The organism is Rheinheimera sp. SA_1 (genome assembly GCF_001669775.1).
Lineage (GTDB): Bacteria > Pseudomonadota > Gammaproteobacteria > Enterobacterales > Alteromonadaceae > Pararheinheimera.
The window spans coordinates 1,428,262-1,443,466 of sequence record NZ_LXWK01000011.1 but is presented as its reverse complement, the minus strand read 5'-3'; the positions used below and the strand labels follow the sequence as shown (position 1 = coordinate 1,443,466).

Below are 15,205 nucleotides of genomic sequence, written 5' to 3'. Positions count from 1 at the left end.
CTAAGTATACAGATGTTTGGATGGCTGGCCATCCATATTTAAATGAATTTTTTCGATAAGCCCGATAAAAATCTTTCAACTGGAATGCTGAAAGGCTGCAATCAGCTGCAAGCCACGCTCCAGCTCGGCGTGACTCAGATTAGCGATGCCGATCACCAAACCCGCCTGCTGTTCGCCATTAAACTGATATTTCGACAACGGCGCTGGTGCATAACCTTGCGCTGCCAGTTGCTGTAGCAGGCGCGGGCCATCGAAATCTGGCAGCATTGTTTCAGGGCAAAGCAGCACCAGATGCAACCCGGCGTGCATCGCGCTTAAGCGCCAATCGGGCAAATACTGCGCCGCCAATTGCTGCGCTAACTGTTGTTTGTGCTGATACAGTTTGCGCATTTTTCGCAGGTGCCGGCTGAAATGACCTTCGCTGATAAAATCGGCCAGTGCAGCCTGTGTTAACAGCGGCACGTCGCCGTGAATTGCCTGCACTATCTCGGCGGCACGCCGGATCAAAGCTACCGGCGCCACCAGATAGCCGAGCCGCAGCGCCGGTTGCATGGTTTTACTGAAACTGCCGACAAAAATCACCCCTTCGCCCTGAGCCAAGCCTTGCAAGCTGGCGATCGGCCGGTGTTTAAACTGGAATTCGCTGTCGTAATCATCTTCCACCAACCAGCATCCTTGTTGGCGCGCCCACTGTAAAATCGCTAGCCGCTGTGGCAACGGCATAATGCCACCCATCGGATATTGATGGCCCGGCGTTAGAAACAATGCTTTGCAGTCGTGGTAATTTGTCAGTGCTTCGGCCGAAATACCTTCGGCGCCGCTGGCATCCAGATACTCGATCTGTAAATCCTGCAACTGCAGTGCCTGGCGCAACCGGCCATAACCGGGCGATTCCATCAGCACTTGGTCGCCGCGTGCTGCCACCAACATTGCCGCAACATACAATCCTTGCTGCGCGCCAGCGGTGATTAGAATTTGTTGTTCGTTGCAGTGCACTTGCCTTGATTGCTGCAAATATAGGCTCAGTGCCTGACGAAGCGGCAAGTAACCCAGCACATCACTACCGACGCCGAGCTTGGGGCGGTCGGCATGGCGCTGTAATAAGCGTTGCCAGATGCGATAGGGAAATGCTGCCAAATCCGGGACGCCGGGTTCGAGTAAACCGGTTTTATGCGGAGTTGCTGGCTGAATCGGGATGCTGGTGTTGGCTACAGTTTGCTTGTTGTTTGACGTGGAAAATCGGTGGCTGTCCTGAAATGCATGCGCTTGAAAACCATGTGCTTGAAAAAAATGATCCGGCAGTTGGGTGATGATGCAATAACCCCGGCCGGGTTGGCCTTGCAAATACCCTTCGGCCACCAGCTGCGCCAATGCTGCATTTACCGTATTACGACTTAACCCCAGTTCGCTCGCCAACACCCGGCTGGACGGCAGCAAAGCGCCGCTGGGCCAGAGTCCGCTGAGTAATGGCTGGCGTAGCGCCTGATACAGCTGCCGCTGCAAACTGCCTTCGCCGCTTAAGATGATGCTGTCTGGTTCTATTTTCATAACTGGATCCATAAATTTGACAAAACTGGTGCTTTTTATAGAACCAATTGCCTTTTAAGCTGTATTTGAACAGTCATTCAGCGCCAGCGCAAGAGCTGGCTTTGCAGGAGATTTTTATGGAAAGTTTTACCAGCCAGTCATTTAACGACAAATCTTTAGACAATCAGTCCTTTATCCTCAACAACGGTTTAAAGCTATTGATCCAAACCGAAAGCTGGCAGCCCGCCATGCTGGATGAATATCTGGCGCTTTATCATTCGTCCGGGATCAAGCGGCCACTCACCGACAAAGCGCGGATGGCGCAGCTGTTTGCCGGTGCCAACCTGACGCTGAGCGCCCGCATCGACGGCAAGCTGGTCGGGCTGGCGCGTTGTTTAACTGACGGCGCTTTTGTTTGTTATATCTCAGATTTACTGGTCACCGGCGATTTACAACAACAAGGTATTGGTCGGTTGTTGTTACAAGCAGTGGCGGAGACCACCGGGCCGCAGGTGCAACAGTTGCTGTTAAGCGCACCCAGTGCGATGGGTTATTATCCAAAAGTCGGTTTTAGCGCGATCAATAACGCATTTTCGGTGCAGCGCGAGCAATAGGCTTTGAGAGCAGCGGCCGTCATCGCAGTGCAATAATCAGAGGTTTGACATGATCCCGACGTACACCCCGGCACATTATTCGCTGGATAATCCCAAGCTTATCCGGCAATTTTTGCAGCAGCATTATTTTGGTTTGTTGTTAAGCCAGGATCTGCAGTTAAGTGCATTGCCGTTGTGGTTCGACTGGGATTCACCAACCGCGCTGACCGGTACTCTGTATTGCCATCTGGCGCGGCAAAACCCGCAGTTGGCAGCGCTGCAACAGGCAATGCAGCAAGGTGACAGCGTCAAAGTGGTGGTGCAGGGGCCGCATGCTTATGTTGCGGCCGAGTGTTATCGCGAACAACCGCAGGTCGCCACCTGGAATTACAGTCTGGTTGAAATATGCGGTACAGTGCGGTTGCTGGATCAAGCCAGCACTTTGGCGCTGGTACGCAAGCAACAGGCTGCAGCGAGTAAGGCATTGCCACAAGCGGTAAAAGATTCTTTTGCCAAGACGGCTGCTGAGCATCAATCCGATCGCGCAACTAACCTCGCTTACGAAAAACAGCTGTCCGCAGCCATCGTCGGTATCGCCATTTCAATCAACACTCTCAATGCCAAAATGAAATTATCGCAGAATAAAAACCAGGCTGCGCGCGACGACGTGCTGCAGTTTTTACAACAAACCGAACAGCCGCAAAGCGTCTGGCAACTGATGCTGGCGCAGGGCGGCGGCTAAACCTTTATACCCGTCATCCTTGAAGATGCGGGGGTGTTGGCCGCCTTCACTCACCCCAGTCACTTAGAACTGCTAAGCTCCTGGGGATTCGTTCAGTTGCCGCCTACCCGCATCTTCAATGATTTTGGGTATACCCGTCATCCTTGAAGATGCGGGGGTGTTGGCCGCCTTCACTCACCCCAGTCACTTAGAACTGCTAAGCTCCTGGGGATTCGTTCAGTTGCCGCCTACCCGCATCTTCAATGATTTTGGGTGTAGCTTGGAGCGACCTGAACAGTTGTGACAACATGGCGTGCAGGTCGCTTTGATCAGGCTTTCAGAAAGGTAAATAATGCCCGGTAATATTGGTCGGGTTGGTCCAGCCAGCCATAGTGGGCGCAGCCTTTGAGAATTTCCAGCTGGGCATTGGGGAAGCTATGTTGGGTCTTTTTGGCGGTGTCGATACTGATAATGTCCTGGTCGCCTTGCAGCACCAGCACTGGCTGCTTAAATTGCGTGAAACTCTGTTTGTGATCAAATTTGATTCGGGCCATATCGGCAAAGACCAGCTGATTCAATTTCATGTTAACCACTTTTAGCCGCGCCGCGATAAGATGCGCTTTGCTTTGATCCAACACATAAGCCTGCGCCAGAATATTTACCCGCTTTTCATTGGTGGCTGCGCTAGAGTCGCCAGCCGCCTGTTTCAGCTGATAAGCCTTCATTTCGGCTTGCTGTTTGATGCTCAGTTTTTGGTTGATGCGCGGTTGAATATCCGCGACAAAGTCCAAATCGAGGCCACCCGATGATGAAAACACCAGCTTTTCCACCTGCGCCGGATGTTGGCTGGCGTAATGTGCTGCCAACATGCCGCCAAAAGAATGTCCTAAAATAGTCCATTGTTTTAATTGAAGCTTTTTTCGGATTTTCTCCATATCGGCCACCATCAGATCCATGCTGACCGTGCTGTTATCAATAGCGGGTAACGGCGAACGGCCGGTACCCCGCTGATCAAACAAAATGGCCTGAAAACCTTCGGCCGCTATCGCTTTAGCAACAGTGGCAAAACCTTCACTATCCAGCCCAGGCCCGCCATTAATAATCAGCACCGGCTTACCTTCACCAAAGGTTTGATAATATATGCCATCGGCCATGCCTTCGGCGGCGTAAGCGGGGGCGATGATGCTCAGCACGGCCGTTAACAGCAAAACGACCCGGTGCGGGCGGCGCTTCGCTAGCCAGTTGAATAGGGGTGGGATTTGAGACTTTCGAACAAAAGAAAACGACATCACGGGCTCCGGTGTAGCGATACAGCTAAAAAAATTGCACGGGTTTGAACATGCAGTGGCCAGCCCACAACAAGGGCCGCTGGCAAAAGCTAACAGGTTCCGGGGTGTATGTATTGGGGCAGGCAGTTACTGCTTTGTAACAAGATTTAACCTTTGAAACATGCTGGGATGAGAGCGTTTTTGCATTCCGGCGCACTACCGCTAGCGCGGTGAGTGGCGCCCTACGCAAACGTCTGAATTTAATTGAAAAAGTAGGGCGGACTCGGCCGAAGGCTAGTCCGCCGTTGGGTTGCAACATTTGAAAACACCACTACAAAGCCTGGGCAAGTCCGACAAAACTCGCGTCAAGCAACAGTTGCAGTTGCTCAGGCGCAATCTCAATTTCCAGCCCACGACGGCCGGCACTGACATAAATCAGCGGTAAATTTTCGGCGCTTTGATCAATAAAAGTGCGTAGGCGTTTTTTCTGACCCAGCGGGCTGACACCACCCAAAACATAACCGGTACTGCGCTCAACTGCTGCCGGCGCGGCCATCGCCGCCTTTTTGCTGCCGGCGGCTTTGGCCAACTGTTTTAAATCGAGCATATGGCTGACCGGTAGCACAGCCACCACCAATTCGGTGGGTTCCAGCTGCAATACCAAGGTTTTAAATACCAGCTTTGGGTTTAATTGCAGCTTTTCTGCCGCTTCCAAACCATAGGACGAACTTTGGCTATCGTGCTGATAACTGAGCACCTGGAACGGGCAATTGCGTTTTTTAAGCAGTTCGATGGCTGGGGTCATGCTGGCTTCCGTGATATCAAATTCAGGCGCGGTTTCACTAAATACCCAGTTTAATCAAATATCAGCTGTTGCTGCAAAAAGCGGATAAAAGCGCTGATCCGCCCCGATAACGCGGAATGTCGATAATACACCGCCTGCACATTTTCGCGCGGATGGGGGCTTTGCAGCTGACCTGGCAACACTTCTATCAGTTCTCTGGATTTACGCTGTGGCGCCGTCATAAAATCCGACAATAGGGCAATACCATGATGCTGCAAACACAGCTGCAACAGGGTTTCGCCACTGCTGGCGGCCAGTGTTGGGGTGATGATTTGGGGTGGCAACAATGGCCAATGATTTAGCCTGCTGTGTTCAGAAAAACCTAATAACTGATGCTGCGCGAGTTGCTCCGGGCGCTGTGGTGTACCGAATTTTTCCAGGTAGCTGGCACTTGCCAGCAGTCGCAGTTTGCTTTTTCCAAGCAAGGTGGCGTGTAAATTAGAGTCCTGCAAGGCGCCGATGCGGATCGCAACATCGGTTCTTTTTTCAATTAAATCAATAAAGTTTTCACTGGAAATTAGCTCCAGCGTCATCTTTGGATACAAGGCGCGGAATTTCGCCATCAGCGGTACTAATTGATGCAGGATAAAAGGGCTGGCGGCATCCACCCGCAATAAACCGCTTGGTGAGCTTTGCTGCAGGTTCAGCTGCTCTTCGGCCAACGCCAGTTGTTGCAGCGCCGGGCGCACTTGTTCAATAAACAGCTGCCCATCGGCGGTGGCTTCTACCCGCCTTGTCGTTCGGTGAAATAAGCTCACCTGCAATGACGTTTCCAACCGTTGAATAGCACGGGTGACTTTGGCCACCGGCACATTCAGCTGACCAGCCGCCGCGGTAAAGCTACCGCTGTCGAACACCGCCAGTAACATTTCGAGATCGGCAGTTTGCGATATTATTGTCATAAGTGAAAAAGTGTTTTGTTGATTGTGCTATTTTTTGAAATAGTAGCAAGGCTCATACTGCGCGGCAACTTCATCTAAACCAATATCATTGAAGTTGCAGGTAGGCGACAAGTGAACGAGACCCCAGGAGCATAGTAGTCCTATGTGACTGGGGCGAGTGAGCGAAGGCAACAACCCTGCAGCTTCAAGGAGGAGATTGTTATGCCACTCGCTTTATGGGCGCTGACACTTAGCGCGTTCGCCATCGGCACCACCGAATTTGTGATTGTCGGATTGTTGCCCACCTTAGCCCGGGATCTGGGCGTGTCGTTACCTTCGGCCGGTTTACTGGTCAGTTTATATGCACTCGGCGTTGCCATTGGTGCGCCGGTTTTGACGGCGTTGACCGCCCGGTTTCCACGAAAAACCGTGTTGCTGGGACTGATGGCGCTGTTTATCGCCGGCAATCTGCTGGCCTGGTTGGCGCCTGGCTATCAAAGCCTGATAGCAGCGCGCATCTTAACCGGCCTCGCGCACGGGGTGTTTTTCTCAATTGGCTCGACCATCGCCACCGGTCTGGTCAGTAAAGACAAAGAAGCCAGCGCCATCGCGCTAATGTTTACCGGCTTGACCGTTGCTTTGGTGACCGGCGTGCCGCTCGGTACCTGGATTGGCCAGATGTTTGGCTGGCGCGCGACTTTCCTGATTGTGTCGGTGCTGGGTATGGTGGCGTTGATTGGCAGTGCTTTATTGGTGCCGTCGAATTTAAAACAAGCCAAAGCCGCGCCGCTACGCAAGCAACTACAGGTGCTGACCGAACCACGGTTATTGCTGGTATATGCGATGACGGCGGTTGGATATGGCGGTACTTTTGTTGCTTTTACTTATCTTGCGCCGATTTTGCAGCAAATCAGCGGTTTTGAAGCCGGTGCGATTAGTTTGATTTTATTGGTGTACGGCGTGTCGGTGGCGGTGGGGAATATCTGGGGTGGCAAGCTCGCCGACAAAGCCGGGCCTGTGACTGCGCTCAGTTATATATTCTCGGCTCTGGCGCTGGTGCTGTTTATCTTTACCTTCACTGCGGGCAATCCGATCACCGCCGTGCTGACCGTTTTAGTCTGGGGTGCCTTTGCGTTTGGTAATGTGCCGGGATTGCAGGTCTATGTGGTCAAACTGGCCGAAAAATATACTCCGGATGCGGTGGATGTCGCTTCGGGTTTAAATATCGCTGCTTTTAACGTCGGGATAGCGGCAGGCGCTTTGGTCGGCGGGCTGATTGTTGAGGAAATGAGTTTGCTGGATACCCCCTGGATTGGCGGCGTGATTGTGCTGGGCGCACTGGCGCTGACCCGTTGGTCAGGACGGTTGGATCAACAAACTGACTATCAACGGGGAGTTGCCACAAAGCCAGCGCCGGCCACGCTTACTGACTCACGCTAACTGACTCACGTTAACTACAATGGCGGGCGAGGGCTATCACTGCTTGTCTGCCCGCTTTTTTCTGCAAAATATGGTGTTGTTGCCAGCACTTCGCCCCCTCGGTAAAAATGGCGCTGCGGTAATTCTGCTGATTTCTGCCTACTTGCGCTTGACGGTAAGTCCGGCGCATTGGATAACTGTAGTTTGTAAGTGCTTACATGAGGTTTTCCGATGACATTTAGCCGTTGTAGTCTGCTGAGCTGCGCTTTGCTGCATGCTGTTTTCACCCGGCCGGTGCTGGCGCAAGATGCCGCGATGACCGCAGTCGCACCGGCAACATGCCAGGCGGCACCAGCAACAATGCACAGTCTGCACAAAAGGACATACGCTGATAAGGTCCATGGGTTCTGGCTGGGACTCAGTATCGCGAACTGGACCGGACTGGTGACCGAGATGGATAAAATTGGCGGTACTGGGCCGACCGGGGTCTTTTATACCCGCAAGGACTGGCAGGCCAAAGATCAGCCAAGTATTTGGGGACAGGGTATTCCAAGCCAGCTCTCAGCGACTATCGATTGGGTGGTGGCAGATGAAGACGAGATCTGGGGCTCGGATGATGACAGTGATATCGAATACATCTACCTGCAGCTGATGTATAACCATAAGCAGCCGCTACTGAGTGCCAGCCAAATTCGCGACGGTTGGCTGGCGCATATTTATCAGGACTCAAAGACGCCCTATAAAACGGCAGAAGGCAAACCTGAAAATTTTTTATGGGTGTCCAATCAGCAAGCCTTTGATTTAATGCAACAGAATATTCTGCCCCCCTTCACCGGCATGCCTGCGTTTAACCCCCATTACGACATGATTGACGCGCAGCTCACCACCGAACTGTTTGGCATTCTGGCGCCATTTAGGCCGGATATCGCGGCTCAGTTGGCCTATTTGCCGATCCGCACCACGGCCTATGGTGAAGCTGCCGATATTGCTGATTTTTATGTAGCGATGCACGCACTGGCCGCTGGGGTGGATCCGAAACAACCCATGGCGCCGCAGCTGCAACAGATCGCCCGGCAAGCGCGCCTGGCTTTGCCATCGAACCAATATCCGGCCAAAATGTTTGACTATGTCTGGTCGTTGTATCAATCGGGGATACCCTGGGAAGCCGCCAGAGATCAGCTATATCAGCGTTATCAGCTCGAATCAGAGGACGGTTATGAAATCACCGGCAAAAAGCTGTACTGCAATGGTTGTTTTGCCGCCGGGATTAATTTTGCGGCTAGTTTAGTCAGTTTATTTTATGGCGAAGGCGATATGCAGGAAACCATCAAAATAGCGGTGCTGGCGGGCTGGGATTCAGATAATCCGGCCGCAACCTGGGGTGGGTTATATGGTTACATGTTGGGAAAAACCGGTGTCGAGCAAGCCTTTGGCCGCCCCTTTTCGTCGAAGTTTAATATTCACCGCACCCGGACCGGCTTTGCCAATCAAGGTATCGATGATTTTTCTCAAATGGCAGCAAAGGCATCCGCCATCGTTGAGCAAATGCTGACCCAGCAGCTGGCGGTACCGCAGCCTGCTGCAGCTGAGTGCTGGCAGATCCCGAAGTTGCTACCACATAAGATAAGCCCATTGTAGCTTGGCGTTGTAGCGGGTAGACGCGCGTAATTGGCCTAAACGCTGGCTTTGTTGAATTGTTGCTTTTCACTGAAAGCGGAAATTTCAGGAAATCAAATTAACTGTACCTCTTGAATATTCAGAGACAACAGCGCATTGCCAACAAAGGTTAATAATGCGAGGAATATTCATATTGCGTTCCAAGATGTCATCGGTTTTTGGACTTTAACTCTATGTGACCTGATCCAATACTTTTGGACACCACGCTAAGTGAGTAAAATGACTTAACGAGATGAATATGACAACCAAAAAGACCAGCAAGACTCACACTGCTGAATTTAAAGCTGAAACCCTGAAACTAGCCGAACGTGTCGGTGTTGCTGAAGCGGCCAGGCAGCTCAAAATCTACGAACCACAACTTTATAACTAGCGCTCTGCCATTGAAAAGAAATCTACAACCAGCCAACGTGAAGCCGAGCTTGCTGCTGAAGTTGCCAAGCTAAAACGCCAGTTAGCCGACCAGGCCGAGGATTTAGCCATCCTAAAAAAGGCGGCTGACCTACTTCGCGAAGAATCAAAAGTAAACCGATTCGAATTTATGCTCGAACACCAGCACCTGTTTCGCCTAAAGCCAATGGCGACAGTTTGAGATTAATGCCTTTTTACGTTAACTTTGCAGTATATTAAAAAATAAAAGGGTTAACCCCGCTTTAAAACGTGGTTTTTCCTTTTGATGAAATTGTTCGGCAGACAGGACAATAGTGCTCTGAGGTACTGGACATGTACGAATTCCTAGCAGCCCTCCCCGCAATACTCGGCATTCTGGGCTTCGTGGTCTACCTTCTCCTGCGGTCGTCCGGGAAAGGTGACCCGGAGACTCTCAGAATCGTCGAGAAGCTTCGCGCCCAGCACCCGGAGGGCTTCGCAACCAAGAGCAAGTTGACATCGACGCAACTCTACGGATTGCTTCAAAGGAACCAGACACTGCAGCGTGAGGTCGGCAATCAGGACTTCGTCCTCCTTGGCCAAGCTCTGCGTCAGCAGTTTGTCAAGTCCCTCGTTGTCTACATAATCTGCGCACTCCTGTTCTTGGTCGGCGTTGCACTTTTCGTGTATCAAGTGAATCGCCCAGCCCCAACTTCTCTGTCGAATCTTCAGGTCTTGAGCTCGGAGTCTACCTCGGGAGGGCTACTCGTTGATCTCGACGCGTTGCGTGTAACGTGGCAAGCGGACGGCCGCGCGTCTGACATCGTGGTGTATTTGGAAAACCTCGACACCGGGCAACGAACGCGTGGTCTCCTCACACGTTCGGACGCTGGCGATGTCTCGCTTAAGCATGACGACTACACTTCTATCTTGAGTGAGCGTCGCTTTGGTCAATCAAATCGAGTTCGCGTTGTCGCCCAGTCTGGCGAGCGGGCTTTCTATTCTCGCGAGTTCCTTGTGCAAGTGGGTCTGACCGTGCTAGCCGTTGCATTCGACAAGAGCGTGAAGATTGCGGCAATTATCGACAACAGTCTGGTGCCGGGGTACAACTTTGAAGCTCGCCTCGTGGTTCCGATGAAGGGCGTCGTGGACTACCACTCGCTTGGCGGAAGCATCAGTGGCGGTCAGCAGGAGTACCCGATCGAATCCACGTCAATGTATGACTGGGCTTCAGCGAAGATCGCATACCTCGGGCCAGATGATCGTCGCTTAGTCCGATACGACATTGTGTATGAATAATCGCGTATCAAATGATTGCCGAACAACCGGTTGCCGCGGACGGACCGCTGCGCGGCCCGCCGCTGAACCGGAACGTTAGGATTTAAAATGGAGAGACAACTTGGCTCGTGATGATTTTACAAGGCCTTTGATAGAAAAGCTCAAGGCTAGAGTTGCACATAGGTGCTCTAATCCTGATTGTCGTGTTCCAACGTCCGCACCATCAGGCGAGGAGAAAGTAAATAATATAGGAGTGGCAGCGCATATAACTGCTGCTTCCCCTGGTGGTCCTAGATACGCTCCCACTATGTCTCAAGAAAAAAGAAAATCCATTGAAAATGCCATTTGGCTATGTGCTAATTGTTCAATAGATATTGATAGAGATGAAGATAGATACTCTACCGCTTTGCTAAATGAATGGAAGATAAAGGCAGAAGATATTGCACGAATCGAATTGGGTAGAAAACTACCTAGCAATGACGATGCAATTAACTCTGTTTCAGCGGCATTGACTGGGTTTCCAAAAAGTTATATTTCCACTGCTATATCAAATGTACACAAAGCTTCCGAAAAATCTCTGGAAATGCTAGATCCGCGATTTTTAGTAAAAACATCACATGATAACGGTAAAACATCAATCGGAATCTATGCTAAAGAAAATGTCCAATGCTCAATGAAAATTAGCAGTGAACATGCAAAGCAATATATAGAAAAATATCAGCAGCTATTCGAACATGGAAAAGACCTTGAAATTGATTCCGACGCAATTACCATCGAAGGTTCAAAGTTGCTAGAGGAAATTTTTGGAACAACTAAGGGTGTATTCAGTATTTCATCACGTAAGATGGAAGCAACTCAAAAGCTGTGGCTAGTTCAAGATGAAACTAACGTCATAGAATCATTTGATGATATCAAAGGTGTTATTTCATTCGGTGTGAAATCGTTTACGTTTGAAGGGGATTCGTGTAATAAGCTATTTAGCTTTAGTTATCAAAAGTCACTGGATGAAAAGGATGACAAAGCAAACATCAGCATGTCCCTTTGTTTTGAACAATGGGATGGTGCTAGCATAATGTTCTTGCCCTATTACGAAAAGCTATACTCCTTATATAAAAAGATGTCCGAAGGCTGGGTGTTATTTACATCACTGGAAATTAATGGAATAAGGGTGTTGTTAAGTAAAGGAATGACTGTTAGCAAGTGGGATTATGTCTTAGATACTGTTAGCTTTCTACACTATATAAATTACAGCAAGGTAGTTTCTGATTCATTTAATTGGGATATACGATTTGTCTCAGATGTTTCGTACACCTCAGACGAGTTTAGACAAATATGTGATGTTTCAGACGTTTTAAACGGGAAGCAAGTGTATGAGGAGGGGGCGATCACCAGCAATGCAACGTGCGAACTCATAGTGGGCCAGAACTGTTTAAATATTAATGAGTTGTCTAAAATTGACCAAGCCATAAGTATGAAGATGGTTCAGAGCGAAGGAGAAGATATATTAATCTTTGGAAAGCAGTTTACTCTACCCCCAAAGATAATCGCTTTAGATTACGTTCTTCCTAAAATTCATGCTGAAATAGCTACATTGAAGGAAAACGACATTGTAAAAGTTGAATGGCTGCCACAGTCTAACTTTAAATGCGAAGTTAAGTATGAAACCTAACAACCGCATACTGTAATGGCACACTGAATTCGGCCACCTAATAAGAAGTGTTATTGCATGCCGTGCTCTCGAAAAAAACGAACGTCTGCAAATAAGGCAGGCTGTGTAAAAACTCACATTTAAGATAATTGAGCCTTTATTCTCGGTCCAATAACTGCTCTATGCGCTTCAGGTGCGTTAAGAATTTTATGAGTAATAGCTGGTACAATTTTGGTAAGGGCACTAAATCGTTCTATAAACACGCTATAAGGTGAATAAAATAATAATGAAGCAGCTGTGTTAGCTGGTTAGCTGTCTCATTTTCAAAGACAGTGATTCAACGCCCCAGATAGACAGCATTCGTTTCAGGTTGTAAGCCAGAACATGCAAGCTCATTTCTGTACTGACGTTTTTAAATCGACGTGTCAGGAAGTGAGTTGCCCCCATCCACATTTTGATAGTGCCGAACGGATGCTCGACCGTTTGTCGGCGAAGGACTATCGTCTCTGGGTCTGCATCAAGACGTTCCTGCATATCCTCCATTTCATCTTCATGTACCCATCGGCGGATTTTTCTGGGACCACGTTTTGCTGTGGTGCATTTTGCCCGGCTTGAACAATTGCTGCATGCGATATTGTTAAAGTACATATCTTGCTCTAAGCCGTCCTCCATCACGGTGAAACGGTTTTGTAATTCCTGTCCTGTCGGGCAGATGTATATATCCTGCTCGCGATCATATTTGAAGGCTGAGCGGTTAAACAAGCCTTTGCCGTCAGCACCCGATGTATCGCCTTTTGGGATCATAGCTGTCACGCCTTCATCTTGTATGGCTTTGATATCTTTACGGCTGTAATAACCCTTGTCGGCTAGAACCGTCATATTCTTCTGACCAACTGCTTCTTGGGTTAATTTTGTGACTGCCAATAGTTGGCCACGATCAGTGGTGTTCGTCACTTCATGCGCCACTATCAGGTGGTGCTTCGTATCAACAGCTGCCTGCACGTTGTAGCAAACCTGCCGATTCATATGGTGCGTTTTCATCAACCGAGCATCCGGATCTGTCAGCGATAATTGCTTATCCGGCAACTGCTCCAACGTGCTTTGTATTTTTTGTAACTCACCAAGTCTTTGCTTCAGCCATGCCAATTTGGTAGCCATCAGCTCGGTGTTGGCATCGGATTGATGGTTTTTGTCTGCCTCATCAAGCTGGCACAGATACTTGTGAATGTTCTGCTCGATACGTTCGATATGGTCTTTTGCTTTTTGTAGCGTGAAGTTGTTCGGTTTACCGTTGACTGCCTTGAATTTACTGCCATCGATGGCGACAACGACATCGGTAAACATATGCATTTGTCGGCATAACTCGATAAAAGTGCGACAGGCATTTTTAATGCCTTTGCTGTTGTTCTTTCTGAAGTCAGCGATGGTTTTGAAATCAGGAGTCAGGCGCTCGAGAAGCCACATCAGCTCCACATTACGATGAGATTCTTTTTCCAGTCGGCGTGACGATTGAATGCGGTTTAGGTAACCATAGATGTAAAGCTTGAGCATCGTTGCCGGATGGTAACCTGGGCGCCCAGTCTGTTTTGCATCGACACCTTCAAAGCCGAGCGTTTTGAGCTGCAGGCTATTCACAAAGACGTCGATGACTCTGACTGGATTATCTTCGCTGACAAAATCATCCAGTGCTTCTGGCAGCAGCGTCACTTGGTATCTGTCCTGGCCTTTAATGTGTTCGGTCATTTTTAGCGCACACTATTTTAATTCGTATGCTGATAATTTTAGTATCTACAAACCAAGCAAGCTGAAGCATATCCAGACTGATTGATCATAAAAACCAGGTATTTAGACCAAAAGGTGATCAGCAGTTTTCACACAGCCTCAAGGCTAAGCAGAAATTGGTTTTTCGTGAGCGCCAAATCGAGAGCAACAAACTCACGCCAACACCTACTGGGTTTTTAACACCACCACCGGAATATCTTCCGGGTTTTTGATCAGTTGGCGTTGTGGTAGATAGGTCAATAAGATCGCGGTTTCTTTTTTCACCACTTCGTAGCATTCACAACTTAAGTGTTCCAGCTCGTCGCGGTCGATGACTTTAATCAGGCCGCGGGAATAGGAAATCACGCCCAGTTGCTGTAGTTTCAACGCTGCCTGAGTCACCCCTTCGCGGCGAACACCGAGCATGTGGCCGATAAATTCCTGAGTCATGGTTAAGTGGTTGTGTGACAAACGGTCCATCGACAGTAGCAACCAACGGCAGAGTTGTTGGTCAATTGAATGATGGCGGTTGCAGACGGCAGTTTGCGCGACCTGGGTGATCAAGGCCTGGGTATAACGCAGCATCAGCAGCAACAGCTGACCGTGGCGGTTAAATTCTTCTTTGACGTGCGGCCGGGGTAGCCGGTATGCGTATCCGGCGCTTTGTACCACCGAGCGGCTGGGGGTGCTTTCGCCGCCCATAAATAAAGTAATGCCGAGTAACCCTTCGTTACCGACCACCAGAATAGCGGTGGAGGCACCGTTTTCCATCACGTACTGCAGCGATACAATCGAATCGGTTGGAAAATACACATGGCTCATGCTGGTGCCTGATTCGTACATCAGTGCCCGCAAGGGTAAATGGACCAGCTCCAGATGCGGAAATAACCGGCTTTGGACGTCGGGCGACAACGCGGCCAGTAAATGATTCTGCTGGGGATTCGGCTGCGGCTTGGCAGGTGATCGTGGGGGCATATAAGTACTCGGTTAATGGACTGAACAGGCAGCATACAGCTGATGTCCCTCCAGCGTACTGTTTATATTTTTATCGCTCTGTGTGTTGTCGCACATAAGCTGGCGAAACTTGCTGGAAGGACATGTTTATATTGCATATAAACCTGATTTTTTCCAGTTTTGGTGGTTTTGGTCCGTTATTGAGAATGCTGCATTAATGCCGGCGATGCAGGCTAGAGAGCAGTAAATCCCGGTGTTGAACACCGGG

Annotated in this window: 12 protein-coding genes and 1 pseudogene; 7 read left to right on the top strand and 6 right to left on the bottom strand. The window is 49.7% G+C overall.

Annotated elements, in window-relative coordinates:
* Positions 1-75 precede the first annotated feature (75 nt).
* Positions 76-1,548 (bottom strand): MocR-like pyridoxine biosynthesis transcription factor PdxR, encoded by a 1,473-nt coding sequence (gene pdxR / locus A5320_RS06985; RefSeq protein WP_082971578.1) that lies wholly within the window; start codon positions 1,546-1,548, stop codon positions 76-78.
* Positions 1,549-1,664: 116 nt separating this feature from the next.
* On the opposite strand from pdxR, the gene A5320_RS06980 reads away from it, so the two are divergent.
* Together A5320_RS06980 and A5320_RS06975 are read left to right on the top strand one after the other, a co-directional pair.
* Positions 1,665-2,141: a GNAT family N-acetyltransferase gene (locus A5320_RS06980; protein WP_231916663.1), complete on the top strand. Its 477-nt coding sequence runs from the start codon at positions 1,665-1,667 to the stop codon at positions 2,139-2,141.
* A gap of 49 nt (positions 2,142-2,190) precedes the next feature.
* The gene (locus tag A5320_RS06975; protein WP_068062671.1) at positions 2,191-2,862 is read left to right on the top strand and encodes an FMN-binding negative transcriptional regulator; all 672 of its coding nucleotides are present in this window, start codon (positions 2,191-2,193) and stop codon (positions 2,860-2,862) included.
* Between the two features lie 308 nt (positions 2,863-3,170).
* On the opposite strand, the gene A5320_RS06970 is transcribed toward A5320_RS06975, so the two are convergent.
* The 3 genes from A5320_RS06970 to A5320_RS06960 form a co-directional block, all read right to left on the bottom strand.
* Positions 3,171-4,130 (bottom strand): alpha/beta fold hydrolase, encoded by a 960-nt coding sequence (locus A5320_RS06970; RefSeq protein WP_082971577.1) that lies wholly within the window; start codon positions 4,128-4,130, stop codon positions 3,171-3,173.
* 310 nt (positions 4,131-4,440) lie between these two features.
* The gene (gene ybaK, locus A5320_RS06965) at positions 4,441-4,914 is read right to left on the bottom strand and encodes a Cys-tRNA(Pro) deacylase (RefSeq protein ID WP_068062668.1); all 474 of its coding nucleotides are present in this window, start codon (positions 4,912-4,914) and stop codon (positions 4,441-4,443) included.
* Between the two features lie 50 nt (positions 4,915-4,964).
* Complete coding sequence (locus A5320_RS06960; RefSeq protein ID WP_068062665.1) at positions 4,965-5,855, bottom strand: LysR family transcriptional regulator; 891 nt, start codon at positions 5,853-5,855, stop codon at positions 4,965-4,967.
* A 201-nt stretch (positions 5,856-6,056) separates the two neighbouring features.
* Here A5320_RS06960 and A5320_RS06955 point away from each other — a divergent pair, with 201 nt between their 5' ends.
* The 5 genes and pseudogenes from A5320_RS06955 (at position 6,057) to A5320_RS06935 (ending at position 12,243) form a co-directional block, all read left to right on the top strand.
* Positions 6,057-7,274 (top strand): MFS transporter, encoded by a 1,218-nt coding sequence (locus A5320_RS06955; RefSeq protein ID WP_068062662.1) that lies wholly within the window; start codon positions 6,057-6,059, stop codon positions 7,272-7,274.
* A 210-nt stretch (positions 7,275-7,484) separates the two neighbouring features.
* Positions 7,485-8,891 carry an ADP-ribosylglycohydrolase family protein gene (locus A5320_RS06950; RefSeq protein WP_068062659.1) on the top strand — a complete coding sequence of 469 codons (1,407 nt, stop codon included), beginning with the start codon at positions 7,485-7,487 and terminating at the stop codon, positions 8,889-8,891.
* Positions 8,892-9,168: 277 nt separating this feature from the next.
* Positions 9,169-9,516 (top strand): annotated as a pseudogene (locus A5320_RS06945) (transposase); the annotation flags it as partial.
* Positions 9,517-9,650: 134 nt separating this feature from the next.
* Positions 9,651-10,595 (top strand): hypothetical protein, encoded by a 945-nt coding sequence (locus tag A5320_RS06940; RefSeq protein WP_068062656.1) that lies wholly within the window; start codon positions 9,651-9,653, stop codon positions 10,593-10,595.
* 100 nt (positions 10,596-10,695) lie between these two features.
* On the top strand, positions 10,696-12,243 hold the full coding sequence (locus tag A5320_RS06935) for a hypothetical protein (RefSeq protein ID WP_068062653.1): 1,548 nt from the start codon (positions 10,696-10,698) through the stop codon (positions 12,241-12,243).
* A 279-nt stretch (positions 12,244-12,522) separates the two neighbouring features.
* Here the strand turns inward: A5320_RS06935 and A5320_RS06930 are convergent, their stop codons facing one another.
* Both A5320_RS06930 and A5320_RS06925 read right to left on the bottom strand, forming a co-directional pair.
* Positions 12,523-13,965, bottom strand: coding sequence for an IS1182 family transposase (locus A5320_RS06930; RefSeq protein WP_068062650.1), 1,443 nt, complete (start codon positions 13,963-13,965; stop codon positions 12,523-12,525).
* 204 nt (positions 13,966-14,169) lie between these two features.
* Positions 14,170-14,958: a Crp/Fnr family transcriptional regulator gene (locus tag A5320_RS06925; protein WP_068062647.1), complete on the bottom strand. Its 789-nt coding sequence runs from the start codon at positions 14,956-14,958 to the stop codon at positions 14,170-14,172.
* Positions 14,959-15,205: the final 247 nt, after the last annotated feature.